The sequence below is a fragment of the Pseudomonas sp. TH04 genome (genome assembly GCF_016651355.1).
Taxonomy (GTDB): Bacteria; Pseudomonadota; Gammaproteobacteria; order Pseudomonadales; family Pseudomonadaceae; genus Aquipseudomonas; species Aquipseudomonas fluorescens.
The window spans coordinates 2,149,934-2,174,439 of the sequence record NZ_JAEKEA010000001.1 but is presented as its reverse complement, the minus strand read 5'-3'; the positions used below and the strand labels follow the sequence as shown (position 1 = coordinate 2,174,439).

The following is a 24,506-nucleotide window of genomic DNA, read 5'->3' as shown; positions in this document are numbered from 1 at the left end:
TGACGCATGCCCTGCGCGGGTTACTCCGACTTTCGGCGGCTTGTATGGATAGGGCCTGCTGTGTATCTTGATCAGCCTTTGGGGTTTTGATCGGCTTGGGCCCATATTTTCACGAGCCATATTTTTACGAGATTGGCCCCACGCGGCGAATCCGAGCGTCATCTCTATAAAAAATTGAGGAGCACATCGATGCGCGTCATTCTGCTGGGAGCTCCCGGGGCCGGTAAAGGTACTCAGGCAAAGTTCATCACTGAAAAATTCGGCATTCCACAAATCTCCACCGGCGACATGCTGCGCGCGGCCGTCAAGGCTGGCACCGAGCTGGGCCTGATCGCAAAAAGCGTGATGGACAGCGGTGGCCTGGTTTCCGATGACCTGATCATCAACCTGGTCAAGGAACGCATCACCCAGGACGACTGCAAGAACGGTTTCCTGTTCGACGGCTTCCCACGCACCATTCCCCAGGCTGAAGCCCTGGTGAAGGCGGGCGTCGAGTTGGATGCCGTGGTTGAAATCGCGGTTGAAGACGAAGAGATCGTGCAGCGTATCGCCGGTCGTCGTGTTCACGAGGCCTCGGGCCGCGTGTACCACACCGTCTACAACCCGCCCAAGGTTGAAGGCAAGGACGATGTGACTGGCGAAGACCTGGTACAGCGCAAGGACGACACCGAAGAAACCGTGCGCCATCGTCTGTCGGTCTACCATTCCCAGACCAAGCCACTGGTGGACTTCTACCAGAAACTGTCGGCTGCTCAAGGTAAGCCGAAGTACAGCCACATTCCTGGTGTGGGCTCGGTAGAAGCGATCACCGCCAAGGTGCTGCAAGCGCTGAGCTGATCAAACGCTTAGCTGCATGCACAACGGCCCGCTTGCGGGCCGTTGTTGTTTATACTGGCGCACTTTTTTCCGATTTGGACACCGACACCGATGAGCACCCTGCTGGCCCTGGACACCGCGACTGAAGCTTGCTCTGTTGCCTTGCTGCACGATGGCAAGGTAACGAGCCACTACGAGGTGATCCCGCGCCTGCATGCGCAGAAGCTGTTGCCGATGATCAAGCAACTGCTCGAAGACGCCGGCACCAGCCTTGCTGCGGTCGATGCCATTGCCTTTGGCCGTGGCCCGGGCGCGTTTACCGGCGTTCGCATTGCGATTGGCGTGGTGCAGGGCCTGGCGTTTGCGTTGGAACGCCCGGTGTTGCCGGTATCCAACCTCGCGGTACTGGCCCAGCGTGCGCTGCGTGAGCACGGCGCCTCGCAAGTGGCGGCGGCCATTGATGCACGGATGGATGAAGTCTATTGGGGATGCTACCGCGAGACAGCTGGCGAAATGCGCCTGGTGGGCGTGGAAGCCGTGCAACCGCCGCAAGTCAGCGCGTTGCCCGTGGATGCCAGCGGTGACTGGTTTGGCGCCGGTACCGGCTGGGGTTATGGCGAGCGTATCAATGTGCACGTGGTCGGCCAGGACGCCGCCATGTTGCCGCATGCCGAAGACCTGTTGACCCTGGCGCGCTTCGCTTTCGAGCGTGGCGAAGCGATCCCCGCCGATCAGGCTGCACCGGTTTATCTGCGCGATAAAGTGGCGCAAACCAAGGCTGAGCGCGGGATTATTTGACGCCAAAAAAGCGAGATTTTTGTGGCGATTTTCGCCAATCGTCAGAATTTGACCGGGTTTGTAAACCTTTTACAAATTATGTGTTCTAGTTATCACCAGAGCATTTGCGCACATCGGAAAGTGCCGCTAAATTGCCATCATTGATACCGAGTCTGCATGTATGCGTATAGACGGCTTTTCCTCACAGTCCTACCCCCTCAAGCGTAAGCCACGTAAGGCGAACGTGACGGTAGACGATTCCGTCGAGGATTCGCCGGACTTCATTGAGGTCCAGTCCGACGTGCAGTCCAACGCCCAGGCGTCCGCCGGTGCACGTATCAGTGGTCTTCCCGCCCGTCAGCAAGACATGGTGTTCCACCGTTCCATGAGCAAAAGCGTCGCCACCGCCCTGGCCAGCTACCTGACCACCGCCGGCTTTGTCGAATGGGATATGGAAGTGCTGGGTCTCGACATCCACATCTGATGCGCCTGCCTTACTTTATTGGTTGCCCGTCCTGGAGTGAAAACGCCTGGCGCGAGTACCTGTACCCGGCCGACTCGCGCTCCAGCGATTACCTCGCCCTGTACTCCCAGGTCTTCAACGCCGTTGAAGGCAACACCACTTTCTATGCTCGCCCCTCGGCCGCCACGGTGCAGCGCTGGGCTGAAATCATGCCTGAAGATTTTCGCTTCACCGCCAAATTCCCGGGCGACATCAGCCACGGTGGCGACTTGCGCGAGCAGTTGCCGGCGGCGGAAAGTTTTGTCGGCCTGATGAGCCCATTGGGTGCGCGTGTTTCGCCATTGTGGCTGCAACTGTCGGCGAGCTTTTCGCCGCAACGCCTCGGCGAGCTCGCCGGTTTTATTGATGGCCTGGAACGCCCGTTGGCCGTGGAAGTCCGCCACCCGGAGTTCTTCGCCAAGGGCGATGCCGAACGCACGCTCAACCGCTTGTTACGTGACCGTGGTGTCGAGCGGATCTGCCTCGACCCCAGAGCCTTGTTCAGTTGCACGTCGACCTCGGCCGCGGTATTGCACGCCCAATCGAAAAAGCCCAAGGTGCCGCCGCGCCCAGCGGCGCTGACCCAGTTTCCCCAAGTGCGTTTCATCGGCCACCCGGAGCTGGAGGCCAACGACCCGTTTTTGCTGCCGTGGGTGGAAAAAGTCGCCGGCTGGATCGAAGAGGGGCGCACACCCTACGTATTCCTGCACACCTCGGATAACCGGCTCGCTGCGCAACTGGCGCTGCGCTTTCATGAAAAACTGATGGCCCGTTTGCCGGGCCTGCCGCCGCTGCCGACCTTGCATCGAGAACCCGAAGCGGAGCAACTGGGGTTACTCTAGGGCTCCTTTTTCCGCCAGGAGTGAGTCATGGATGCCCAAACCCTTCGCGCCGAAACCTTCAAGGCGTTGCATGAACGTGATCGCGCGTTCGTGATGCCCAACCCATGGGATGCGGGCTCCGCAATCATGCTGGCCAGCCTCGGCTTTGAAGCCTTGGCCACCACCAGTGCGGGCTATGCGTTCAGCCTGGGGCGGCCGGATGCGGAAGGTGCGTTGTCGCTGGAGGACACGTTGGCTAATGCTACTTCGATTGTCCGGGCGACCGCGCTACCGGTGGCGGCGGATCTGGAAAACGGCTTCAGCGATACGCCCGAAGGCTGCGCTCAAACCATCCTGCGCGCAGCGGCTACGGGAATTGTCGGCGGCTCCATCGAAGACGCCACGGGCATTGCCGTCGATCCAATCTACCCGTTCGATTTGTCTGTTCAACGCGTCGAAGCGGCGGTTGCCGCAGCGCGTAGTTTACCGTTCGCGTTCACGCTGACCGCCCGCGCGGAAAACCTCCTGCATGGCCGCCTGGATTTGCCTGACACCATCCGCCGGTTGCAGGCCTACGCCGAAGCCGGTGCCGACGTGCTGTATGCCCCTGCGCTAAGCAGCGCCGAGGAAATACTTGCAGTGGTCAAGGCCGTTGCGCCCAAGCCGGTGAACGTGTTGATGTCCGGCGGCTTGAACCTCAGCGTGGCGCAATTGAGCGAGATGGGCGTGCGGCGCATCAGTGTCGGCTCGGCCATGGCGTTGGCGGCGTATGGCGAGTTTTACCGCGCCGCGCAGGAGGTGTACGCGTTGGGCACCTTTAGCTTCACCGAGCGCAAGATGCCGTTCAGCCAGGCCAACCAGTTCTTCAAGGGCTAAGCCGTGCGTTTTTTTAAAGTGCTCGGTGCGCTGCTGGTGCTGGCCGGGGTGTTTGCCTTGGGTGTGTGGCGAGGCTGGGTGCCGTTGCCCAATGAATGGAACCCCTGGGCGCCGCTGGATGTGCGCACCCGCCCGAACCTGTTGACGCGCTTCAAACTCGGGCGGCTGCAGGATGATCCGGCGCTGTGCGAGCAGGTGCTGAAAACCTCTGGTTTACGCGTCAGCCATCAGGCAGACAGTCCGGCTGACGCCGCGTGCCCATTGCGCAACGTCTTGCGCGTGCAAGGCGCCGACCTGGCCTTGAGCAGCAGCTTTCTTGCCAGTTGCCCACTGGCCGTAGCGTTTGCCTTGTTCGAGCGCCATAGCCTGCAACCGGCCGCCCAGGCGGTATTTGGCCAGGCGGTGACGCGGGTCGATCACTTGGGCAGCTTTGCCTGTCGCAACGTGTATAACCGCGCGGACGGGCGGCTCAGTCAACATGCATCGGCGAACGCCCTGGACATTGCCGGCTTCCGCCTGGCGGATGGGCGCAGCATCAGTGTGCTCAAGGACTGGCCGGGAGCAGGCGATGGCGCGCGGTTTTTGCGGCAGGTGCGAGAGGCAGCCTGCGCGGATTTCAACGTGGTGTTGAGCCCGGACTATAACGCGGCCCATCGTAACCACTTCCATCTGGACATGGGGCCCTGGTGGGTGTGCCGCTGAGGGTCAGGCGGCGAGGCGCAGGTTGTTGACGATCAGTGGGCGCGCCCAGTGGTAATCGAAGTCCAGCGCTTTCTGTTGCGCTGCCAGTGCTTCGGTCGGGTACGGCGTGGCGGGTGGTGGCAGCAGGTCCAGTTCGAACTCGGCAATCGGCAGGTGCAAGGGCTGTGGTTCCGGTGCCGGGCCTGGCGCGGGCAGTGGTTGACCGGCGTTCAGGACAATCGGGCGTACCCAGCTGCTTTCAAAGGTTTGCTGGCGCTGCTGGGCGACGATTTCTTCTGCCGGGAACGGTACAGGGGGCGGTGGCAGCAACTCGGTTTCAAATTCGGCGATGGGCAGGAACAGTGGCTCCGGCGGCGCGATCTCGGTTTCCTTCACATCGCACTCACGCTGGGTGAGGATCTGTGACAACAGGTCGGCGCCTTCGCTGGGTTCCAGCGCCGGGTCTCTCGGTGCCGGTGCCTTGGCGGCGAGCGCCTGCGGCGTGTCGCCGAGCTGCTCGGCCAACGCACGGGCGAAGAAGTCCTGCCACACATGACTCACGCCGGCCAGCGCTTGAGTATTACGCAGGCCGTAGTGGTTATGGGTCGGCAGTACACCGATAGTTAGGGGAAGAATGTCTGACATTTTTCTCGGTCGACGCTCAGCTCTGGCAAAATACCTGACTGTTGTTTTTATCGGCCGTTATGTGCCGATCCTTAATATTTTTGAGCGTAGCGATTGATGAGCGAACTACCAGCGGCCAGCCGCATTCGGGTCGAGGCCTTGGCCGAAGGTTTTACGGCGCGTGCCGAGCAGTGGGCTTCGTTGCTGGGCCTGCCGTTGCACCTGGAGGAAGCGGACTTTTCCCTGCAAGTTGGGGAGCACGGCCTGCAACTCCAGCAGCTTGGGCCTGACGCACCGGGGCCGGTGCGCGTGGATTTTGTCGAGGGCGGCGCAGCTCACCGGCGTTTGTACGGCGGAGGCAGCGGGCAGATGATCGCCAAGGCGGTCGGCGTTGCTCAGGGGGTACGCCCGCGTGTGCTGGATGCCACGGCAGGCTTGGGCAAGGACGCGTTCGTGTTGGCCAGCCTGGGCTGCGAGATGAGCCTGATCGAGCGTCAACCGCTGATTGGCGCCTTGCTCGAAGACGGCCTGGCACGTGGCGCGGATGATTTTGAAGTGGCGCCTATTGTGGCGCGCATGAAGCTGCTCAAGGGCAATTCCATCGATGTGATGCTCAATTGGGAGGGCGAACCGCCGCAGGTGATCTACCTGGACCCGATGTTCCCTCATCGTGAGAAAACCGCCCTGGTGAAGAAGGAAATGCGTTTGTTTCGGCCGCTGGTTGGCGATGATCCCGACGCACCGGCGTTGCTGGCGGCCGCGCTGGCGTTGGCCAGCCACCGGGTGGTGGTCAAGCGTCCGCGCAAAGCGCCGTGCATTGAAGGGCCGAAGCCGAGCCATGCGCTGGATGGTAAATCGAGCCGGTATGACATCTATCCGAAGAAAGCACTCAAGCCTTGAGAGCCTCATCGCGGTATAGGTATCTACGCAACTCTTTGTGTCGCTTTAAGCCTGTGAGGGGTTAGGTAGGTTGAGTACATATCCGTTACCGCAGCAACGGATATGTACTCAGCGCCCCCCGACAACCACAGCACTCAATCCGTAAAAAAATGTGTAGATACCTATGCTCATCGCAGGCAAGCCCTGCTCCCACAGGAGAATGCATTCCAGCATGAGAACACGGTCACCGGTGGGAGCTAGCTTGCCTGCGATAGCGCCGGTGCGGGCGGCGCAAGGCTTCAGGGCCGATAAGCCCGCATGAACAACCCCACCACTTCCTGCACATGGGCTTCGGCGGCTTCTTCATCCAGTGGCCCGCCGCAGCCATACAGCAAGCAGAAGTTCGCCGTGCCCTTGAGCAGGCAAAAGAAATGCTCGGCCGCCGTCAACGGTTTGTCGATGCTCAGGGCGCCGCTCTGGTCGATCCGGCTGAGCAGGCGCTCCATGCCCTGCAGCATGCGCATGGGGCCGGCTTCAAAGAAGATCTGCGAGAGTTTCACGTCCTGATTGCCGGTGGTCATCATCAGGCGATGCAGGTTCACCGACTCCTCGCTGTTGATCAGCCGATGGAACCCCCGCGCGATATTCAGCAACACAGTCTGCACCGGGATGCCTTCGGGCAATTCGAAGTACATCACCGGCAGTTGCTCCTCGCACTTGGCCACGACGGCGGCGGTGAACAACGTCTCTTTGTCGGTGAAGTGGCTGTAGACCGTCAGTTTTGACACGCCGGCCTCGAGGGCCACGGCATCCATGCTGGTGCTCGCGTAGCCATTGCTCAAAAACAGGATTTTAGCTGCTTCGAGGATTGCCTGGCGTTTTGCCATGTCCTTGGGACGCCCGGGGCTATTGGTGTTCACTGGATTGTCGGACATTTTCACCTTTAATACTGGACTGGCGAGTTTGGTATTAATAACATACTGGCCAGTATAATTATTCCTAGCTCCATTTGCGAAAGGTCCTTCAGCATGCGCAGCACTTTCCTGCCCCTTGCGTTGCCTGTCAGCCTGGTCTTCCTGTTGGCCGCCTGCGGCCATGAAGAAGCGGCCCAAACCACCGTCCGCCCGGCCATGGTGGTGCAACCGCAGCCTTCGGCCCAGGCGATGGACAGCTATCCGGGTGAGGTGCGCGCCCGGTATGAGCCGGATCTGGCCTTTCGTATCGGCGGTAAAGTCAGCAAGCGGTGGGTGGAGGAGGGCGAGCGGGTCAAGGCTAACCAGCCGCTGGCAGAGCTCGACCCACAGGATGTGCGCCTGCAACTGGAAGCCACCCGTGCCCAGGTCGCCGCCGCCGAGGCCAACCTGAGCCTGGTGCGCGCCGAGCGTGACCGTTACAAGACCCTGATGGACCGTCAGATGGTCAGCCGCTCGCAGTACGACAATTCGGAAAACCTTTACCGATCCGGTGAAGCGCGCCTGAAGCAGATCAAGGCTGAATTTGATGTGTCGAGCAACCAGGCCGGCTATGCGGTGCTGCGCGCCCCCCAGGACGGTGTTGTTGCCAAGCGCGCGGTGGAAGTCGGCCAAGTGGTGTCCGCCGGCCAGACGGTGTTCACCCTGGCCACCGATGGTGAGCGCGAAGTGCTGATCAGCCTGCCCGAGCAAGGCTTCGGCCGGTTCAAGATTGGTCAGCCGGTGTCGGTGGAATTGTGGAGCCAGCCAGACCAACGCTTTGCCGGGCGCATCCGTGAGTTGTCGCCTGCGGCTGATCCCAAGTCGCGTACCTTCGCCGCCCGCGTCGCCTTCACAGGTGGCAAAGTCCCGGCCGAACTGGGCCAGAGCGCCCGAGTGTTCATCCAGGCTGACGGCGTAATTCCTCTGTCGGTACCGCTGTCTGCGCTCAGTGCGGAGAACGGCGCGTCCTATGTGTGGCGTGTGCAAGCGGACAACACGCTGAAACGCACACCGGTGCGCATTGGCGCCTTCGGCGAAAAAACCGTGCCGGTCCTCGAAGGCTTGGCCCCCACCGATTGGGTGATTGCAGCGGGCGTGCATGTGCTCCATGAGGGCCAGCAAGTGCGCCCGGTGGATCGCTCCAACCGAGTTGTGAATCTGGCGGCCAAGGAGTAGTCCCCGATGGGTTTCAATCTTTCCGAATGGGCGTTGCGTAATCGCCAGATCGTACTGTTCCTGATGATCCTGCTGGCGGTGGTCGGCACGCTGTCCTACACCAAGCTGGGGCAAAGCGAGGACCCGCCGTTCACCTTCAAGGCCATGGTCATCAAGACCAATTGGCCCGGGGCCACCGCCCAGGAAGTCTCGCGCCAGGTCACCGAGCGTATCGAGAAAAAACTCATGGAGACGGGGGACTACGAGCGCATCGTGTCCTTCTCGCGGCCCGGTGAGTCCCAGGTCACCTTTATGGCCCGCGACGCGATGCATTCCGCGCAGATTCCGAACCTGTGGTACCAGGTGCGCAAGAAGATCAGTGACATCCGCCAGACCTTGCCGCCGGATATCCAGGGGCCGTTTTTCAACGATGAATTCGGCACCACCTTCGGCAATATCTACGCGCTGACCGGCGATGGCTTCGACTACGCGGTGCTCAAGGACTACGCCGATCGCATTCAGATTCAGCTGCAACGTGTGCCGGATGTGGGCAAGGTCGAGCTGCTTGGGCTACAGGATGAGAAGATTTGGATCGAACTGTCCAACCTCAAGCTCGCCACCCTCGGCCTGCCATTGGCGGCAGTGCAGCAGGCATTGCAGGAGCAGAACGCCGTCTCTACGGCCGGCTTCTTTGAAACCCCGACCGAACGTGTGCAGCTGCGCGTGTCAGGCAACTTCAAAACCGTGGAGGAGATCCGCAATTTCCCGATTCGCGTGGGGGACCGCACGTTCCGTATTGGCGACGTGGCCGACATCCACCGTGGCTTCAACGATCCGCCGGCGCCGCGCATGCGTTATATGGGCGCGGACGCCATCGGCCTGGCGGTGGCCATGCGCGATGGCGGCGACATTCTGGTATTGGGCAAGGCCCTTGAAGGTGAATTCGCACGCCTGCAGAAGAACCTTCCGGCTGGCATGGAACTGCGCAAGGTGTCGGATCAGCCGGCGGCAGTGAAAACCAGCGTCGGTGAGTTCGTACAGGTATTGGCCGAGGCGTTGGCCATCGTCTTGCTGGTGAGTTTTTTCTCACTGGGGGTGCGCACCGGTATGGTAGTGGCCCTGGCGATTCCGCTGGTGCTGGCGATGACCTTTGCCACAATGTATTACCTCGGTATCGGCCTGCACAAAATCTCCCTCGGCGCGTTGGTGCTGGCCTTGGGTTTGCTGGTCGACGACGCCATCATCGCCGTGGAAATGATGGCGATCAAAATGGAGCAGGGTTACGACCGGCTCAAGGCCGCCAGCTTCGCCTGGACCAGCACGGCGTTCCCCATGCTGACGGGCACCTTGATCACGGCGGCGGGCTTTCTGCCGATTGCCACCGCACAATCGAGCACCGGCGAATACACCCGCTCGATCTTCCAGGTGGTGACCATCGCGCTGCTGGCCTCGTGGGTCGCTGCGGTGGTGTTTGTGCCGTACCTGGGAGAAAAACTCCTGCCGGACCTGGCGAAAATTCACGCGGCCAAACACGGCACCGATGGCCCCGACCCCTACGGCACGCCGTTCTACCAACGTGTAAGGCGTTTGGTTGAATGGTGTGTGCGTCGCCGCAAGACCGTGATTGTCCTGACCTTGCTGCTGTTTATCGGCTCGGTGGCGCTGTTCCGATTTGTGCCGCAACAGTTCTTCCCCGCTTCCGGTCGCCTGGAATTGATGGTTGACCTGAAACTGGCGGAAGGCGCCTCACTGAGCAACACCGCCGACCAGGTCAAACGCCTGGAAGCCTTGCTCAAGGAGCACGCAGGCATTGAAAACTATGTGGCCTACGTTGGCACGGGTTCGCCGCGTTTCTATCTGCCCCTGGACCAACAATTGCCGGCCGCGAGCTTCGCGCAATTTGTGGTGCTGGCCAAAACCATCGAAGAGCGTGAAGGCCTGCGCACCTGGTTGATCGAAACCCTTAACGAACAATTCCCCGACCTGCGCTCGCGGGTCACGCGCCTGGAGAACGGCCCGCCAGTGGGCTATCCGGTGCAGTTTCGTGTGACCGGCGAACACATCGAGGAAGTTCGTGCCTTGGCCCGCAAAGTGGCGGCCAAGGTTCGCGAAAATACCCATGTGGTCAACGTGCACCTGGACTGGGAAGAACCGAGCAAAGTCGTCTACCTCAATATCGACCAGGACCGCGCCCGTGCGCTCGGCGTAAGCACCGCCAACCTGTCGAAGTTCCTGCAGAGTTCGCTGACCGGTTCCACCGTCAGCCAATTTCGCGAGGACAACGAGTTGATCGAAATCCTCCTGCGCGGCACCGTGCATGAGCGCACCGAGTTGTCATTGCTGCCAAGCCTGGCGGTGCCGACCGACAATGGCAAAAGCGTGGCGCTGTCGCAGATTGCTACCCTCGAATACGGCTTCGAAGAGGGCATTATCTGGCATCGCAACCGCCTGCCGACCGTCACCGTGCGCGCCGACATCTACGGCAAGGAACAACCGGCGACGCTGGTGCAGCAGATTCTGCCAACGCTCGCTGACGTGCGCGCAGAACTGCCGGACGGCTACTTGCTCGAAGTCGGCGGCACCGTCGAGGATTCTGCCCGTGGCCAGAACTCGGTCAAGGCCGGTGTGCCTTTGTTCATTGTGGTGGTGCTGACCCTGCTGATGCTGCAACTGCGCAGTTTCTCACGCACGGCGATGGTGTTTCTGACGGCACCGCTGGGCTTGATCGGGGTGACCTTGTTCCTGTTGGTATTCCGTCAACCCTTCGGCTTTGTCGCCATGTTGGGAACCATCGCCTTGTCGGGGATGATCATGCGCAACTCGGTGATCCTGGTGGACCAGATCGAACAAGACATCAAGGCTGGATTGGCACCGTGGCAGGCGATCATCGAAGCCACCGTCCGACGCTTCCGCCCGATTGTACTGACAGCCCTGGCGGCGGTGCTGGCGATGATTCCGCTGTCACGCAGCGTGTTCTTCGGGCCGATGGCGGTGGCGATTATGGGCGGATTGATCGTGGCAACGGCGTTGACCCTATTGTTCTTGCCGGCCCTGTATGCTGCGTGGTTCCGAGTGAGGAAGGACGTCGCGTAATCATGCTGGCCACCGTTTCAGCCCTGATGTTGTTGTTGCTCGCCCCAGGCCCGACCAACACCCTGCTGTTCCGTGCGGGGGTGTTGTTCGGCTATCGGGCGTCGTGGACGCTGGTCTTTATCGAATGCCTGGCCTACTTGCTGCAGGTGTCGGTGTGGGGCGTGGCGTTGCTTTATCTCGCGGCCTATTCGCCAGGGATGTTGAACATCACGCAACTGGGGGCGGCCTGCTACCTGCTGTATGTCTCGTTCAGGCTGTGGCAGCGCAAAAGCAGCGCTGTCACTGCGGCCGGCGACGGTTTTTCCGGCCTGTATTTTTTCTGGCTCACCGTGATGAACCCCAAAGGCCTGCTGATCGTTTCGTTTATCGCACCGGCCGACGCCTTTACGTCGCTGCAAGGCTATGTGGGGTTCATGGCCACCCTTGCGATGGTGGTGATACCGGTAGGGGCGGCGTGGATCGTGCTGGGCAGCCGCTTTGAAGGCATTCAGAAGACGTGGTTCACGCCCTTGAAGATCAACCGCGCGACGTCCGTGGCTATCGGCTGTTTCGCGACGATCATGCTAGGGCGGCTGGCGGGCTCGGTTATTCATTGATTTACATGCCGATGCAAACCGCTATCGGCGGCGGTGGAACGTTCCTCTTTTTCACTCCACTCAGCATTGCCTGATGAACAGGCACGGGTTTCGACTTCGCCTGTTGGCGGTCGGGCCCGATTCAATGAGTTTATGGAGTGCCATATGTCGTTTTTTACTGAAATTGCTGCTTTTAAAGGGGCGTTTTTCGGCGCGTTGTTGGGCAATCATTTGCCTTGCAAACAGGTCGAGACCACCAGGCCGCAGAGGCCGGATCATGGAAAGCCCGGGCCTCACCGCCCTCATTCCGTTCAGCCAGTGGTGGGTCACACCCAACCCGCCAAGCCGAGCTACGGTAAACCGCACTCACAGCCACAGCCACAGCCACAGCCACAGCCACAGCCACAGCCGTACAGGCCTTTGTATCCGCTGTTTCGTTGAGTCGCTAGGCCGCTAGCGCAAGACAACTGCGCCCAGGTGTGTGAGGACCCACCTGGGCGCAGCAGAGTGAAGGGTGACGCTGGGGCATTACAGCGCGCCAAACACCTTCTTCGCCAGGCTGGTGGCTGCCGCCGCAGGGTTCTTGCGAATGGTTTCTTCCTGCTGCGCAATCATTTTGAACAAGCCATCCAGCGCCTGTTCGGTCACGTAGCTTTCGACATTGGCACTTTTGGCATCAACCGCGCCAAAGGCCGCCGCCTTGCCCGCCAGGGCGTTGTATTGCTGGGCGACGCCAACCTTGTCGGTGGCAGCCTTGACGATCGGCAGGAACTTGGCGCGGATCTCTTCGCGGCTGCTTTTGTTCAGGTACTGAGTCGCCGAGTCCTGGCCGCCAGTGAGGATGCCCTTGGCGTCGGTCACGCTCATGTTTTTTACCGCATTGACCAGAATCGGTTGCGCCTGGGTCACGGCGGTTTCAGCCGCCTTGTTCATGCTGGTTTCCAACTGCGTGACTTGATCGCCCATGCCGAACATTTTCAGCTTGTCGGCCACTTTGCCCAGCTTGCCTGGCAGACCAATCTTCACTTGTGGGTTGTTGCTGAAACCACCGGGTACGCCCAGTTGTTTCACGGCAATCTGCGCGCCTTGGGTCAGTGCATCCTTGAGGCCGCCGCTGGCGTCAGCCTGGGACAGGTTGCCAAGTGACAGGGCCATGGCGTTGGCGCCAAGCAGCAGGCCGGCGCACAGGGCCGTGAGGCGAAGGGAGTTACGGAGCATGGGCGCTTCCTTTTGATCGGGCTTAGGGGCTGGAAAGTATCAGTGTGCGACCGCATCCACCCGCAGGCGCAGTGGTTGCGGGTCTTGGCCGTTCAGCTGTACAGCGTGCCGTTCGGTGGTGATAAACAGTAGCTTGCCATCCAGCTCGATGCGAGCGCTCACCGAGTACGTGTGACCTAGCTTGATGTGGGCGGGGTCGTAGCTCAGGTGAAACGGCAGTGGTACCTGGCCTTTTACCGGGCCTTTCTGTTCAGCCAGGGTCACGGCCGGGGCGTCCATCAAGGACACGTCCTGCAGGCTGACGCTCAAGGTGGCGGTGGGCGGCAGGGCGATGCGTTGCAGGTAGAACACTTCACCGTCGAGGCTGGCTTTGGCGGCGGGGTTCATGGACTGGCAGGCTCCGAGCAGGGCGGTCAGGCCGAGGAGGATGATCTTTTTCATGGTGCAGCTCCTTTTCAACGGCGCCGGAATCCCCCCGACGCCTCATTCAATCTAGCGGCTTTCTTCAGGCGTGGCCGGTGCCTCGGCGGCGCCATCGACACGGTGCAACGCCACCTGGCGGATCGACAGGCGAATATCGGCCGGCAACACGCGTTTTGCCGCGCCTTCGGCCAGCTCACCCAGCAGGTCGTGGTAGCTCAACTTACCGGCGGCATCGCGGCGCAGCACATCTTCCTCCAGCAACGTCTGGATAAAATGTCGGAAAAGGCTCTTATCGAAGAATTCCGGGGCATTGAGGCCATGCAGGATCGACAGGCGCTGGGCCATGATTGTGCACAGGTCTTCCAGCTCTTCGGCGCTGATGCTGTTCTGGCCGCTGTTGAGCAGCAGCGAGATCGCCATGTAGAAGCGTTGCAGGGTCTGGGCGATGCTCTTGGACAGCAACGTCAGCAGCACAAAGTGCCGCGAACTTGGGGCCGGGCGCAGGTAGACCTCGTTTTCGAAGCGCAGCAGGCCTTGTTCGACAAACGCCTCAAGCCACTGGTCGACCACCGCGTCCAGCTCCTCCAGCGACCAGCGGATAAACAACTCCGATTGCAGGTACGGGTAGAGCGCGCGGGTGTAACGCAGGATTTGTTCGCGACTCATCCGCGAGCTGCTTTGGAAGAAGCTTGCCAGCAGCGCGGGCAGGGCGAAGATGTGCAGCACGTTGTTGCGGTAATAGGTCATCAGGACGGCATTCTGCTCGTCCAGGTACAGAATCTTGCCCAGGGCGTCACTCTGCTCGGACAGCAGGTCCATGTCCTTGACGTGCTTGATCAACGCCATGCCATCGCCTTCCGGCAAGGTGGTATGCGGCGAGTACGGCACGCGACGCAGCAGCGCGAGGTACAGGTCCAACTGACGCGCCATGGCCTGTTCGTCCAGGGCCAGGCGGGTGGTGGACAGCAGCGCCAGTGCCACCAGGTTCACCGGGTTGACTGCGGCGGCTTCGTTCAAGTGGCGCGCCACCTGCTCACCGAGGCGGTTGGTGGTTTCGTTGAGCCAGGCGGGTTTGTAGTTCGGCCCCAGTTCCTGGTTGCGCCAGTCGGGTTGCTCGGTGTCGAGAAACTCGGCCAGTTTGATCGGTTCACCGAAGTTGACCGCGACTTGGCCAAATCGCTGCTTGAGCGCGCCGACCACTTTGAAAATATCAAAGATCGATTCTTTTTTCTTGCTCGCGCCGCGCAGCTCGCCGAGGTAAGTGCGGCCTTCCAGCACACGCTCATAGCCGATATACACCGGCACAAACACGATCGGCATGCGCGAAGAGCGCAGGAAACTGCGCAGGGTAATGGCCAGCATCCCGGTTTTCGGTTGCAGCATACGCCCGGTGCGCGAACGCCCGCCTTCCACGAAGTACTCCACCGGGAAACCCTTGGTGAACAGCGTGTGCAGGTATTCGTTGAACACCGAGGTATACAGCGGGTTGCCCTTGAAGGTGCGGCGCATGAAAAACGCACCGCCACGGCGCAACAGCCTGCCGATTACCGGCATGTTCAGGTTGATGCCGGCGGCGATGTGCGGTGGAGTCAGGCCATTCTTGAACAGCAGGTACGAGAGCAGCAGGTAGTCGATATGGCTGCGGTGGCAAGGCACATAGATCACCTCATAACCCTGGGCGACCTTTTGCACACCCTCGATGTTATTGACCTTGATGCCGTCGTAGATCTTGTTCCAGAACCAGCTCAGTACCACTTCCAGAAAGCGGATCGCGGTGTAGGTGTAGTCCGAGGCGATCTCGTTACCGTAGCGCAGGGCCTGGGCCTTGGCTTTTTCCGGGGTGATTTTTTCGCGTTCGGCTTCCTCGCTGATGGCTTGGCGCACCAACGGCATATTGACCAGGCCCTTCACCAAATTGCGGCGGTGGGACAGGTCAGGGCCGATCACGGCGGTCTTCAGGTTACGAAAGTGCACACGCAGGATGCGCTGGGCCATCCGCACGGTGCGTTCGTGACCTTTATTGTGCTCGATCAATTCACGCAGGTTGATAGGCGCAGAGAATTGCACGCGGGTCTTGCGGCCCAGGATCAGAATGCTTAACAGCCGGCGTAGACGGCCGGTGACGGCCCAACTGTCGGCAAACAGCAGTTTCCACGGGCTGGACTCGCTCTCGGGCGACTGCCCCCAGAACACGCTGACGGGAATGATTTGTGCATTCTCTTCGGCGTGTTCGGTCAGGGTGTTGACCAGCCGGTTCAGGGTTGGCGGTGCGCCGCGCTTGTCCTGGCGGCCAAGCCAGTCCGGCTCCGGCGTGAGGTAGAAGAACGCGGCGGGTTCGATCAGCGGGCCCACCGATACCGGCAGCACCGGGCGCGGCAGGCCGGCCTTGGTGCACTCGGTATCGACCACGGCCAATTCGGTGAGGGAGGGCGATTGCAGGACGTAGAACACCGGCCGGCTGCGGTCGAGGTTAAGGGTTAGGGACGACTGGTTGATCGTCTCGGAGCGAACCCAGAGGTACAACAGTCGGCGCAAGGTGCCAAACACCAGACGGCGGAACGGGGAGCGGGTCATAGGCGTGCTGCTTCAAGTGGAAAAAACCGAGCAGGCGCTCGGGCGGGTAGTGTGCCGTATTCGCCGAAAATCGGCAAAAAAGCAGCGATGTAAACTTGAGTTGATCGTTTTTGAGCCTGTCTTATACTCGGCAGTTCAATGCGCACGACTCAACAATAAAAATGCAAGTGGGAGTAAGACAGATGGCAACGCGTGAAACCGGCAATGTGAAGTGGTTCAACGATGCAAAAGGCTATGGTTTTATTCAGCGTGAAGACGGCAAGGATGTGTTTGTGCACTACCGCGCCATTCGCGGTGAAGGCCACCGCTCATTGGCCGAGGGCCAGCAGGTGGAATACGCCGTGGTGACCGGCGAGAAGGGGTTGCAGGCAGAGGATGTCGTCGGGCTGTAACCTGTTTTTGCTGCACCGCTGAACCCTTGTGGGAGCGGGCTTGCTCGCGAAAGCGGTGTGTCAGTCACTGTAAAGGCGACTGATCCACCGCTTTCGCGAGCAAGCCCGCTCCCACATTTAATGGGGTTCACAAATCAGCTTCAGGCCGTCTTCCAGGTGATCTGCTCTTCACCGTCCACGCTGATGCGAATCCAGGTGTCAGCGCTTTCCTCGCCTTCTTCCTCAACCCAGGTACCCGGCGCGCAACGCACTTCGACGTTCAGCGCAGCAAACGCCGCGCGGGCGCAGGCGATGTCGTCGTCCCATGGGGTCTGGTCGCTTTCCAGGTACAGGCTGTTCCATTTGCCGACGGCTTTTGGCAGCCAGGTGACCGGCACGCTGCCGGCCTTGCACTTGTAGGTCTGGCCTTTCTGGACCCAGTCGGTGCACGGGCCCAGGGCAGCGCCCAGCCAGGCGGCAATCGCCTTGTGGTCGACGTCGGCGTCCTTCAGGTAAATCTCGATATCAGGTTGGCGCATGGATGTTCCTCGTTGCGGGATTCGAAAATCCATTCGCGGATGCTTAAAAGTTGGTTATTGAAGCACGAAATAATCGTAGCGCATCGACACTGTGACCTGCAGCGGCTCGGCCGCCTCAATCACCTCGGCGCGGCGCTCGGCACTCGCACGCCAGCCATGGGGCGTCATCGCCAGCAGGTTGGCGCGGTCCTGGGGTTCGGCCAGGCTCAGGGTGAACGCCAGGGTTTCGCTGTGGGCGAGGCTCATGCCGTCCGGCACCAGGGCCAAATGTTTGTCGTCAGTGTATTCACGCACTTCGTCGTACAGGCGCTCGCGCAGCTCCATCAGGTGGCCCGCGGTCGGGCCGACCTTCATCAAGCCGCCGCCGGGGCTGAGCAGGCGTTTGGCCTCCTGCCAGTCCAATGGGCTGAACACGCTGGCGAGAAACTGGCAGCTGGCATCGGCCAACGGCACGCGGGCCATACTGGCGATCAACCAGGTCAGGGCCGGGTTGCGTTTGCACGCGCGCTTGACCGCTTCCTTGGAAATGTCCAGCGCGTAGCCGTCAGCCTCGGGCAAGGCTTCGGCGATTTGCGCGGTGTAGTAACCCTCGCCACAGCCGATGTCCACCCAACGCTGTGGCGCGCGCTCGGCGGCCAGTTCGGCCAGGCGCTTGGCCACCGGTGCGTAATGCCCGGCGTTGAGGAAGTCGCGGCGCGCCTCGACCATGGCCAGGTTATCGCCCGGGTCGCGGCTGTTTTTGTGCTGCACCGGCAACAGGTTCAGGTAACCCTGGCGCGCACGGTCAAAACGGTGCCCGACCGGGCACGCCACGCCATTGTCCACCGCATTGAGCGGTGCGCTGCAAATGGGGCAGGCGAGCATCAGGCGAGCAACTTGATCAGGGTGTGGTAGTAGATTTCGGTCAGCACGTCGAGGTCACTGGCCAGGATGCGTTCGTTGACCTGGTGGATCGTCGCGTTGACCGGGCCCAGCTCTACCACCTGGGTGCCCAGCGTGGCGATGAAGCGCCCGTCGGACGTACCGCCGCTGGTGGACGCCTGGGTCTCGCGGCCGGTAATTGCCTTGATGCTGGCCGATACCGCATCCAGCAACGCGCCCGGTTCGGTGAGGAACGGCAGGCCGGACAAGGCCCATTCCACGTGCCAGTCCAGGCCATGTTTGTCGAGGATCGCCGCAACGCGTTGTTGCAGGCCTTCCACCGTGGATTCAGTCGAAAAGCGGAAGTTGAACACTGCCGTCAGTTCACCGGGGATCACGTTGGTGGCGCCGGTGCCGGAATTGAGGTTGGAAATCTGGAAGCTGGTCGGCGGGAAGAAGGTGTTGCCGTTGTCCCAATGCTCGGCGGCCAGTTCCGCCAAGGCCGGTGCGGCCAGGTGGATGGGGTTCTTCGCCAGGTGCGGATACGCCACGTGGCCTTGTACACCGCGCACGGTCAGGGTCGCGCCGAGAGAGCCGCGACGGCCGTTCTTGACCACATCGCCGACCAGAGAGGTGCTCGACGGTTCGCCGACGATGCACCAGTCGAGGCGCTCCTTGCGTGCCGCCAGACGCTCGATCACCGCCTTGGTGCCATGGTGCGCCGGGCCTTCTTCATCGCTGGTGATCAGGAAAGCGACCGAGCCCTTGTGGTCCGGGTAGTCGGTGACGAACCGCTCGGACGCCACCAGCATTGCCGCCAGGCTGCCTTTCATGTCTGCCGCGCCACGGCCGCACAGCATGCCGTTTTCATCGATCAGCGCGTCGAACGGGTCGTTCTGCCAGGCCTGCACCGGGCCGGTCGGGACCACGTCGGTGTGGCCGGCAAAGCACAGCACCGGGCCTTCGTGTTTGCCGTGGGTGGCCCAGAAGTTGTCCACGTCTTCGATGCGCATTGGCTCAAGCTTGAAACCGGCGTCGCCCAGGCGCTGCATCATCAGCTTCTGGCAGTCGGCGTCAATCGGTGTGACCGACGGGCGACGGATCAGGTCGATAGCGAGTTGAAGGGTCGGCGAAAGGTCGGCATGGGCCGTCATGGGGAAACTCCGGGAAGCGTGTAAGGGGCGCGCAGGACGAATGTGGATACAGATCTTGAAATGGCGCAGGTTCAATGTGGGAGCTGGCTGGCCCGCGATAGCATCGCCGCGGTGTACCTGCCAGGCCGCGGCGTCTGCATCGCAGGCAAGCCAGCTCGCACAGAAAGCAGGGCTAGGCCAAGTCTCACAAAACGGCCGTTATCTTATAGCAAAACGGCGGCCAGAGGCCGCCGTTTAGTGCATTGCGCACGTTTTTACTCTGCCGTTGCCGGCTCACCCTTCGGTGCCGGTTTTGGCAGCGACGAGAGGAACGCCATGATCAACGCCGCCACGTACGGCAGCGATTGCACCAGCAGCATCACGACCCAGAAGCGAATGTCATTGCTCGGCAGGCCCTGCACCAGGTAGATCCCCAGCGCCGCGCCCCACAACAGCAGCATGATGAACATTTCTTCGCGCGCTTCGGAAATGGCTACCCAGAAGCCGTGGTTATCCGCGTTTTTCGGTGTACGAAAGAACGGGATGCTGGTGGTGAAGAAGCCATACAGCACCGCCTTGGCGATGGTGTGAGACAACGCCAACCCGGCCAGGGCCGCGCAGAACGCATCCTTGAGGTTCACGCCGACTGCACGGCGGTACAGGAAGATGATCTTGCCCACCTTGAACACGAACAGCGCCAACGGCGGAATCGCGAAAATCAGCAGCGGCGGGTCGACACGGGTCGGCACGATAATCATCGCCGCCGACCACAGCAGCGCGCCGACGGTGAAGAAGATATTCATACCGTCCGCCACCCACGGCAACCAGCCCGCGAGGAAGTGGTAGCGCTGGCCGCGGGTCAACTCGGTGCCTTTACCGCTCAAGAGGCTGGCGGTGTGACGCTTGATGATCTGAATCGCCCCGTAGGCCCAGCGGAAACGCTGTTTCTTGAAGTCGATAAAGGTGTCCGGCATCAGGCCTTTGCCGTAGCTGTCGTGGTAATACGCCGCCGACAGACCTTTCTCGAACACGCGCAGGCCCAGCTCGGCGTCTTCACAGATGCACCAGTCGGCCCAGCCCAGTTCTTCGAGTACCGAGCGACGGGTCATGGTCATGGTGCCGTGCTGGATGATCGCGTCGCGGTCGTTACGGGTGACCATGCCGATATGGAAGAAGCCTTTGTATTCCGCGTAGCAGAGCTTCTTGAAGGTGCTTTCGTTCTGGTCGCGATAATCCTGCGGCGACTGCACCACGGCGATTTTCGGGTCGGCGAAGTGCGGCACCATGTGCTTGAGCCAGTTCGGCGACACGCAGTAGTCCGAGTCGATCACCGCGATCACTTCGGCATCCTTGGCGGTGTGCGGGATCAGGTAGTTAAGCGCGCCGCCCTTGAAACCGGCCAAGGGCGAGACGTGGAAGAACTTGAAGCGCGGGCCGAGGGTTTCGCAGTAGTCGCGCACCGGTTCCCAAACCGCTGGGTCCTTGGTGTTGTTGTCGATGATCAGGACTTCGTAGTCCGGGTAATCGAGGGCGGCCAGCGCGTCGAGGGTCTGTTTGACCATCTCCGGCGGCTCGTTGTAGCACGGCACATGGATCGACACTTTCGGGCGGTAGTCCGAATCACCTTCGACCGGCAGGAATTCACGCCGGCGTTTGTGAGTCCATACCGCTTCCGCCAATTCGTGGGCCTCGGTCAGCAACACGATAAACACGCCCAGCGCGCCGAGGGCCAGCAAGATCCCGACGGTCACACTGAACCAGGTGCTGTATTGCTGGCTGTAGTCGTAGCCAATCCACACCAGCACCGACCCGCACAGGAACGCGATGAAGGTCAGGAAGGTCCGGCCACGCTGGCGCAGGGCCGAGCCGTCGATCATCAGCAAGGTCAGCGAGAGCAGTGCAAGCACCACCGAGCCGATGGCCAGCACGCGCCATTGCGGGATCGCGACCACCGGGCCTTCAAAGTTGAATTTCTGCTGACGCGCGGCGTTGTACACACCCCAGTAAGCGCCGGCTGAACCTTCGTCACTGACTTTCCACGGCTGGTCGAAGGCCTCGATCACGAAGTAGTTGTAGCCTTGGCGGTTGAGCTTGTTCACCAGTGTGCGCAGGTAAACCGCCTGGTCTGCCGGGGATGTTTCATTGCCCCCGCGCATGCGGCCGTTGCTCGGCCAGCCAACCTCCGACAGCAGCAGTGGCTTTTTCGGGAACAGTTTTTTCAGGTCCTTGGCACGGTCGAGTACGTACTGGCCGGCCTTGTCCACCGGAATGAATTCCCAGAACGGCAGGATGTGCGCGGCAATCAGGTCGACGTGCTTGGCCAGTTGCGGGTTCTTTTCCCAGATGTGCCATTGCTCGGACGTGGTCACCGGCACTTTTACCGCGGCACGCACGCGGTCCAGCAACACGATCAGCGCTTGTGGGGTGATTTCTTCCCGGAACAACGCTTCGTTACCGACCACTACCCGCACGACGCTGCGCGAACTGTTGGCCAGTTCGATGGCGCGCTGGATCTCACGTTCGTTACGTTCAAGGTCCGGGCTGATCCAGATACCCAGGGTCACGCGCAGACCGAACTCTTCGGCCAGCTTGGGGATATCGCCCAGGGTGCCGTCGACCGAGTAGGTACGGATGTTGTCCGTCAGCTTGCTCATGATCTCGAGGTCGCGACGCATTTCTTCGTCGCTGGGGTACTGGTCTTTCTGCGGGAACTGGCCTTGCTGGAACGGCGAGTAGGAAAACCCGGAGATCTGTTCGGGCCAGTTGGGGGCAGTGACCGGGCGGTTGATCAGCGCCCAGAAACCGGTGAACAGCGCGGCAATTGCCAGCACCACCACCAGGTTGAGTCCAAATTTACGCGATGACATGGCGATTTCGGGTTCCAAAGGGTGTGGAACGAAAAGAGGTGTCGGCCTACGCCGAACGGCGCGCATCCTACACCGGCCCGTCCCTGAGCGTATAGCAGACAGAGAAAAGCCGGACTTTAGTCAGCGAAACACCCGCTAAGTTCTTTACTTGTAGCTTGTCGCTTCGAACTTGTCGCTGCGTAGTCCATAATGCGCGCCGGTTTTTGGGGTATTGGTCATGAGCACAGAAGATCCGCGGTTTGCAGGCGTCGCCCGCTTGTATGGCATTGAAGGCCTGGAACGCTTGAAAGCGGCCCATGTGGCGATCATCGGCGTCGGCGGCGTAGGGTCTTGGGCGGCGGAAGCCATCGCCCGTTGCGGGGTAGGCGAGATTTCGCTGTTTGACCTGGACGATGTCTGTGTCAGCAACAGCAACCGCCAGTTGCACGCCCTGGACAGCACCGTGGGCAAGCCCAAGGTCGAAGTCATGGCCGAGCGCCTGCGCGGCATCAACCCGGACTGCACGGTGCATGCGGTGGCGGACTTCGTCACGCGCGATACCATGGCCGAATACATCACCCCGAATATCGATTGCGTGATCGACTGCATCGACGCCGTCAACGCCAAGGCGGCGCTGATTGCCTGGTGCAAACGTCGCAAGATCCAGATCATCACCACCGGCGGCGCGGGCGGGCAGATCGACCCGACGCTGATCCAGGTGTGTGACCTGAACCGCACCTTCAACGACCCGTTGGCGTCGAAAGTGCGCTCCACGCTGCGCCGCGACTACGGTTTCTCGCGCACCGTGACCCGCCATTACAGCGTGCCGTGTGTGTTCTCTACCGAGCAGCTGCGCTATCCCAAGCCGGACGGCAGCATCTGTTTGCAGAAAAGTTTTGTCGGTGACGGCGTGAAGCTGGACTGCGCCGGTGGGTTTGGCGCGGTGATGATGGTGACGGCCACCTTCGGCATGGTGGCGGCGACCAAGGCCGTGGACAAGATTGTCGCCGGGGTGCGCAGGCCGTCTGAGCGGGTCAAACCCACTTAAATCTTACAGCCGAACATAGATCGAAATGTGCGAGCGGGCTTGCTCGCGAAGGCAGAGTGTCAGTCGATACATCATTGACTGAACCAGCGCATTCGCGAGCAAGCCCGCTCCCATATTTAGTCTTATGTACGGCTCAATTCCCGCATGCGCTGCAGGACTGCATTGAGGCCATTACTGCGTGACGGCGACAACTGTCGCGACAGCCCCAACTGTGCAAACCAGTCAGGCAGGTCGACGGCCTGCAACTCGGCCGCAGACAGCCCGTTGACCCGCGCCAGCAGCAATGCCACCAAGCCACGAATCATCCGCGCCTCGCTGCTCGCGGCAAACTGCCAGTGACCGTCCTGCAAGCGGCCGACCAACCACACCAGGCTTTCACAGCCCTGCACCAGGTTGGCGTCGACCTTGTCCGCATCCGCCAAAGCCGGCAACCGCTCGCCCCATTGCATCAGCATCCGGGCGCGTTGCTCCCAGCTGCCCACGGCTTGAAACGACTCCAGCGCGCTGACGGCCTCCACCGGCAAGCTCATCGCAACATATCCAGCGCCTGGTCCAGCGCTTCAAAGAAACGCTCCAGGTCATCGGAATCGTTGTACAGCGCCAGGGACACGCGGATCGCCCCCGACAACTGCATGGCCTTGAGCAGCGGCATCGCACAATGGTGCCCGGCCCGCACGGCAATGCCTTGCTCGGTGAGCAGGTGCGCAAGGTCGGCGTTATGCACGCCGTCCACCACAAAACTGGCCAAAGCTACCTGCGGCGAGCCCAAGACGCGGATGCCATTGCGTGCCTGCAACCCGCGCAGCAGGTAGTCGTGCAGCGCGGCTTCATGGGCGACCACTGCCGGCTGATCCAGCGAACTCAGGTAATCCAGCGTAGCGCCCAGGCCGATCACGCCGGCAATCGGCGGCGTGCCGGCTTCAAATCCCAGCGGGGCAGGGCGAAAGCTGGCGCTTTGGTAGTCCGCCTGTTGCACCATCTCGCCGCCAAACTGCCAGTGACGCAGGTGGTGCAGGGCATCGTTGCGGCCGTAGAGCACGCCGACGCCGTCCGGGCCGTAGAGTTTGTGGCTGGAAAATACATAAAAGTCGCACCCCAGGGCCTGCACATCGTGCCGACCATGGACGATACCTTGAGCGCCATCGACCACGGTCAGTGCGCCTTGGTTCTTGGCGAGTGCCAGCAAGGCCTCCAGCGGTTGCCAGGCGCCCAGCACGTTGGACAACTGGCTCACCGCCAGCAGGCGGGTGCGCGGGCCGACCAAGGTGGTGGCGGCGTCAAGGTCAATCACGCCGTCATCACCCAGCGGCAATACCACCAGCGTGAGCGCGCGACGTTTGGCCAATTGCTGCCAGGGCAGCAGGTTGGCGTGGTGTTCCAGGGCGCTGATGACAATCTCATCGCCCGCATTGAATAAATGCTCCAGGCCATAAGCCAGGAGGTTCAGCGCAGAGGTTGCGCCGTGGGTAAAGATGATTTGCCCGCTGTCACCTGCGTTCAACCACTGCGCGACCTTGCTGCGACTGTCTTCAAACGCCTGGGTCGCATGGGCGCCGGGCAAATGCTGGGCACGGTGCACATTGGCGGCGCCGTTAGCGTAGTAATGGCTGATGGCATCCAGCAGGGCTTGGGGTTTTTGCGTGGTCGCGGCGTTGTCCAGGTAGGTCTGGTCTTGCCGTTGCAGGGTGGCGATGGCCGGAAAATCGGCGCGCCAGGGAGAGGGCACAAGCATGGTGTTCAA

At 61.2% G+C, this 24,506-nt stretch carries 23 protein-coding genes; 12 read left to right on the top strand and 11 right to left on the bottom strand.

Going from position 1 to position 24,506, the window contains the following annotated elements; translation table 11 throughout:
- Positions 1 to 189: 189 nt before the first annotated feature.
- From adk to JFT85_RS09735, 6 genes are all read left to right on the top strand, one after another.
- On the top strand, positions 190 to 837 hold the full coding sequence (gene adk, locus JFT85_RS09760; protein WP_078827826.1) for an adenylate kinase: 648 nt from the start codon (positions 190 to 192) through the stop codon (positions 835 to 837).
- Positions 838 to 927: 90 nt separating this feature from the next.
- A complete protein-coding gene (tsaB, locus tag JFT85_RS09755; protein WP_078827827.1) occupies positions 928 to 1,614 on the top strand; it encodes a tRNA (adenosine(37)-N6)-threonylcarbamoyltransferase complex dimerization subunit type 1 TsaB in 687 nt (228 codons plus the stop codon).
- A gap of 160 nt (positions 1,615 to 1,774) precedes the next feature.
- A complete protein-coding gene (locus JFT85_RS09750; protein ID WP_053254710.1) occupies positions 1,775 to 2,077 on the top strand; it encodes a hypothetical protein in 303 nt (100 codons plus the stop codon).
- Positions 2,077 to 2,937 carry a DUF72 domain-containing protein gene (locus JFT85_RS09745; protein WP_201229778.1) on the top strand — a complete coding sequence of 287 codons (861 nt, stop codon included), beginning with the start codon at positions 2,077 to 2,079 and terminating at the stop codon, positions 2,935 to 2,937. The genes JFT85_RS09750 and JFT85_RS09745 overlap by 1 nt, the downstream gene beginning before the upstream one ends.
- Before the next feature lie 27 nt (positions 2,938 to 2,964).
- Positions 2,965 to 3,792 (top strand): isocitrate lyase/PEP mutase family protein, encoded by an 828-nt coding sequence (locus tag JFT85_RS09740; protein ID WP_201229776.1) that lies wholly within the window; start codon positions 2,965 to 2,967, stop codon positions 3,790 to 3,792.
- A 3-nt stretch (positions 3,793 to 3,795) separates the two neighbouring features.
- Positions 3,796 to 4,494 (top strand): extensin-like domain-containing protein, encoded by a 699-nt coding sequence (locus JFT85_RS09735; protein WP_187601830.1) that lies wholly within the window; start codon positions 3,796 to 3,798, stop codon positions 4,492 to 4,494.
- Positions 4,495 to 4,497: 3 nt separating this feature from the next.
- Here the strand turns inward: JFT85_RS09735 and JFT85_RS09730 are convergent, their stop codons facing one another.
- Entirely contained in the window at positions 4,498 to 5,118 is a 621-nt protein-coding gene (locus JFT85_RS09730) for a hypothetical protein (protein WP_053254714.1), read from the bottom strand.
- Between the two features lie 96 nt (positions 5,119 to 5,214).
- On the opposite strand from JFT85_RS09730, the gene JFT85_RS09725 reads away from it, so the two are divergent.
- The gene (locus JFT85_RS09725; protein WP_069552197.1) at positions 5,215 to 5,997 is read left to right on the top strand and encodes a class I SAM-dependent methyltransferase; all 783 of its coding nucleotides are present in this window, start codon (positions 5,215 to 5,217) and stop codon (positions 5,995 to 5,997) included.
- A 278-nt stretch (positions 5,998 to 6,275) separates the two neighbouring features.
- Here JFT85_RS09725 and JFT85_RS09720 read toward each other — a convergent pair whose 3' ends face one another.
- Positions 6,276 to 6,911, bottom strand: coding sequence for a TetR/AcrR family transcriptional regulator (locus JFT85_RS09720; RefSeq protein ID WP_069553636.1), 636 nt, complete (start codon positions 6,909 to 6,911; stop codon positions 6,276 to 6,278).
- Positions 6,912 to 7,004: 93 nt separating this feature from the next.
- Here JFT85_RS09720 and JFT85_RS09715 point away from each other — a divergent pair, with 93 nt between their 5' ends.
- Genes JFT85_RS09715 through JFT85_RS09705 form a run of 3 tightly spaced genes read left to right on the top strand, consistent with a single transcriptional unit; the run spans position 7,005 to position 11,773 of the window.
- Positions 7,005 to 8,105: an efflux RND transporter periplasmic adaptor subunit gene (locus JFT85_RS09715; protein WP_053254717.1), complete on the top strand. Its 1,101-nt coding sequence runs from the start codon at positions 7,005 to 7,007 to the stop codon at positions 8,103 to 8,105.
- Positions 8,106 to 8,111: 6 nt separating this feature from the next.
- Positions 8,112 to 11,177: an efflux RND transporter permease subunit gene (locus JFT85_RS09710; RefSeq protein WP_069553637.1), complete on the top strand. Its 3,066-nt coding sequence runs from the start codon at positions 8,112 to 8,114 to the stop codon at positions 11,175 to 11,177.
- A gap of 2 nt (positions 11,178 to 11,179) precedes the next feature.
- Entirely contained in the window at positions 11,180 to 11,773 is a 594-nt protein-coding gene (locus JFT85_RS09705) for a LysE family translocator (RefSeq protein ID WP_053254719.1), read from the top strand.
- A 507-nt stretch (positions 11,774 to 12,280) separates the two neighbouring features.
- Here the strand turns inward: JFT85_RS09705 and JFT85_RS09700 are convergent.
- The 3 genes from JFT85_RS09700 to plsB are packed head-to-tail and all read right to left on the bottom strand — an operon-like array spanning position 12,281 to position 15,967.
- A complete protein-coding gene (locus JFT85_RS09700) occupies positions 12,281 to 12,970 on the bottom strand; it encodes a DUF4197 domain-containing protein (RefSeq protein WP_053254720.1) in 690 nt (229 codons plus the stop codon).
- Positions 12,971 to 13,009: 39 nt separating this feature from the next.
- Positions 13,010 to 13,411, bottom strand: a complete 402-nt coding sequence (locus JFT85_RS09695) for a YbaY family lipoprotein (protein WP_201229774.1) — start codon at positions 13,409 to 13,411, stop codon at positions 13,010 to 13,012.
- 51 nt (positions 13,412 to 13,462) lie between these two features.
- A complete protein-coding gene (plsB, locus tag JFT85_RS09690; protein ID WP_201229771.1) occupies positions 13,463 to 15,967 on the bottom strand; it encodes a glycerol-3-phosphate 1-O-acyltransferase PlsB in 2,505 nt (834 codons plus the stop codon).
- A gap of 182 nt (positions 15,968 to 16,149) precedes the next feature.
- Here plsB and JFT85_RS09685 point away from each other — a divergent pair, with 182 nt between their 5' ends.
- Positions 16,150 to 16,359 carry a cold-shock protein gene (locus JFT85_RS09685; RefSeq protein WP_003219353.1) on the top strand — a complete coding sequence of 70 codons (210 nt, stop codon included), beginning with the start codon at positions 16,150 to 16,152 and terminating at the stop codon, positions 16,357 to 16,359.
- A gap of 140 nt (positions 16,360 to 16,499) precedes the next feature.
- Here JFT85_RS09685 and JFT85_RS09680 read toward each other — a convergent pair whose 3' ends face one another.
- The 4 genes from JFT85_RS09680 to JFT85_RS09665 form a co-directional block, all read right to left on the bottom strand.
- Positions 16,500 to 16,877, bottom strand: a complete 378-nt coding sequence (locus JFT85_RS09680; RefSeq protein ID WP_014717220.1) for a hypothetical protein — start codon at positions 16,875 to 16,877, stop codon at positions 16,500 to 16,502.
- A 54-nt stretch (positions 16,878 to 16,931) separates the two neighbouring features.
- Positions 16,932 to 17,741, bottom strand: coding sequence for a putative RNA methyltransferase (locus JFT85_RS09675; protein ID WP_053254723.1), 810 nt, complete (start codon positions 17,739 to 17,741; stop codon positions 16,932 to 16,934).
- The gene (gene dapE, locus JFT85_RS09670; protein WP_053254724.1) at positions 17,741 to 18,892 is read right to left on the bottom strand and encodes a succinyl-diaminopimelate desuccinylase; all 1,152 of its coding nucleotides are present in this window, start codon (positions 18,890 to 18,892) and stop codon (positions 17,741 to 17,743) included. The genes JFT85_RS09675 and dapE overlap by 1 nt, the downstream gene beginning before the upstream one ends.
- A gap of 254 nt (positions 18,893 to 19,146) precedes the next feature.
- Positions 19,147 to 21,738 (bottom strand): glycosyltransferase, encoded by a 2,592-nt coding sequence (locus JFT85_RS09665; protein WP_201229770.1) that lies wholly within the window; start codon positions 21,736 to 21,738, stop codon positions 19,147 to 19,149.
- A gap of 217 nt (positions 21,739 to 21,955) precedes the next feature.
- Between JFT85_RS09665 and tcdA the strand changes: the two genes are divergently transcribed.
- The gene (gene tcdA, locus JFT85_RS09660; RefSeq protein ID WP_446739706.1) at positions 21,956 to 22,765 is read left to right on the top strand and encodes a tRNA cyclic N6-threonylcarbamoyladenosine(37) synthase TcdA; all 810 of its coding nucleotides are present in this window, start codon (positions 21,956 to 21,958) and stop codon (positions 22,763 to 22,765) included.
- Between the two features lie 122 nt (positions 22,766 to 22,887).
- Here tcdA and JFT85_RS09655 read toward each other — a convergent pair whose 3' ends face one another.
- Together JFT85_RS09655 and JFT85_RS09650 are read right to left on the bottom strand one after the other, a co-directional pair.
- A complete protein-coding gene (locus JFT85_RS09655) occupies positions 22,888 to 23,295 on the bottom strand; it encodes a SufE family protein (protein ID WP_073637217.1) in 408 nt (135 codons plus the stop codon).
- Complete coding sequence (locus tag JFT85_RS09650; protein WP_201229759.1) at positions 23,292 to 24,497, bottom strand: aminotransferase class V-fold PLP-dependent enzyme; 1,206 nt, start codon at positions 24,495 to 24,497, stop codon at positions 23,292 to 23,294. The genes JFT85_RS09655 and JFT85_RS09650 overlap by 4 nt, the downstream gene beginning before the upstream one ends.
- Positions 24,498 to 24,506 lie beyond the last annotated feature (9 nt).

Coding starts and splice junctions, on each gene's coding strand:
- JFT85_RS09745 (WP_201229778.1), top strand. CDS start 2,077: ATGCGCCTGCCTTACTTTATTGGTTGCCCGTCCTGGAGTGAAAACGCC.
- JFT85_RS09680 (WP_014717220.1), bottom strand. CDS start 16,877: ATGCGCCAACCTGATATCGAGATTTACCTGAAGGACGCCGACGTCGAC.
- adk (WP_078827826.1), top strand. CDS start 190: ATGCGCGTCATTCTGCTGGGAGCTCCCGGGGCCGGTAAAGGTACTCAG.
- JFT85_RS09685 (WP_003219353.1), top strand. CDS start 16,150: ATGGCAACGCGTGAAACCGGCAATGTGAAGTGGTTCAACGATGCAAAA.
- JFT85_RS09720 (WP_069553636.1), bottom strand. CDS start 6,911: ATGTCCGACAATCCAGTGAACACCAATAGCCCCGGGCGTCCCAAGGAC.
- dapE (WP_053254724.1), bottom strand. CDS start 18,892: ATGACGGCCCATGCCGACCTTTCGCCGACCCTTCAACTCGCTATCGAC.
- tsaB (WP_078827827.1), top strand. CDS start 928: ATGAGCACCCTGCTGGCCCTGGACACCGCGACTGAAGCTTGCTCTGTT.
- JFT85_RS09695 (WP_201229774.1), bottom strand. CDS start 13,411: ATGAAAAAGATCATCCTCCTCGGCCTGACCGCCCTGCTCGGAGCCTGC.
- JFT85_RS09730 (WP_053254714.1), bottom strand. CDS start 5,118: ATGTCAGACATTCTTCCCCTAACTATCGGTGTACTGCCGACCCATAAC.
- JFT85_RS09710 (WP_069553637.1), top strand. CDS start 8,112: ATGGGTTTCAATCTTTCCGAATGGGCGTTGCGTAATCGCCAGATCGTA.
- JFT85_RS09700 (WP_053254720.1), bottom strand. CDS start 12,970: ATGCTCCGTAACTCCCTTCGCCTCACGGCCCTGTGCGCCGGCCTGCTG.
- tcdA (WP_446739706.1), top strand. CDS start 21,956: ATGAGCACAGAAGATCCGCGGTTTGCAGGCGTCGCCCGCTTGTATGGC.
- JFT85_RS09750 (WP_053254710.1), top strand. CDS start 1,775: ATGCGTATAGACGGCTTTTCCTCACAGTCCTACCCCCTCAAGCGTAAG.
- JFT85_RS09715 (WP_053254717.1), top strand. CDS start 7,005: ATGCGCAGCACTTTCCTGCCCCTTGCGTTGCCTGTCAGCCTGGTCTTC.
- plsB (WP_201229771.1), bottom strand. CDS start 15,967: ATGACCCGCTCCCCGTTCCGCCGTCTGGTGTTTGGCACCTTGCGCCGA.
- JFT85_RS09740 (WP_201229776.1), top strand. CDS start 2,965: ATGGATGCCCAAACCCTTCGCGCCGAAACCTTCAAGGCGTTGCATGAA.
- JFT85_RS09650 (WP_201229759.1), bottom strand. CDS start 24,497: ATGCTTGTGCCCTCTCCCTGGCGCGCCGATTTTCCGGCCATCGCCACC.
- JFT85_RS09665 (WP_201229770.1), bottom strand. CDS start 21,738: ATGTCATCGCGTAAATTTGGACTCAACCTGGTGGTGGTGCTGGCAATT.
- JFT85_RS09655 (WP_073637217.1), bottom strand. CDS start 23,295: ATGAGCTTGCCGGTGGAGGCCGTCAGCGCGCTGGAGTCGTTTCAAGCC.
- JFT85_RS09675 (WP_053254723.1), bottom strand. CDS start 17,741: ATGCTCGCCTGCCCCATTTGCAGCGCACCGCTCAATGCGGTGGACAAT.
- JFT85_RS09705 (WP_053254719.1), top strand. CDS start 11,180: ATGCTGGCCACCGTTTCAGCCCTGATGTTGTTGTTGCTCGCCCCAGGC.
- JFT85_RS09725 (WP_069552197.1), top strand. CDS start 5,215: ATGAGCGAACTACCAGCGGCCAGCCGCATTCGGGTCGAGGCCTTGGCC.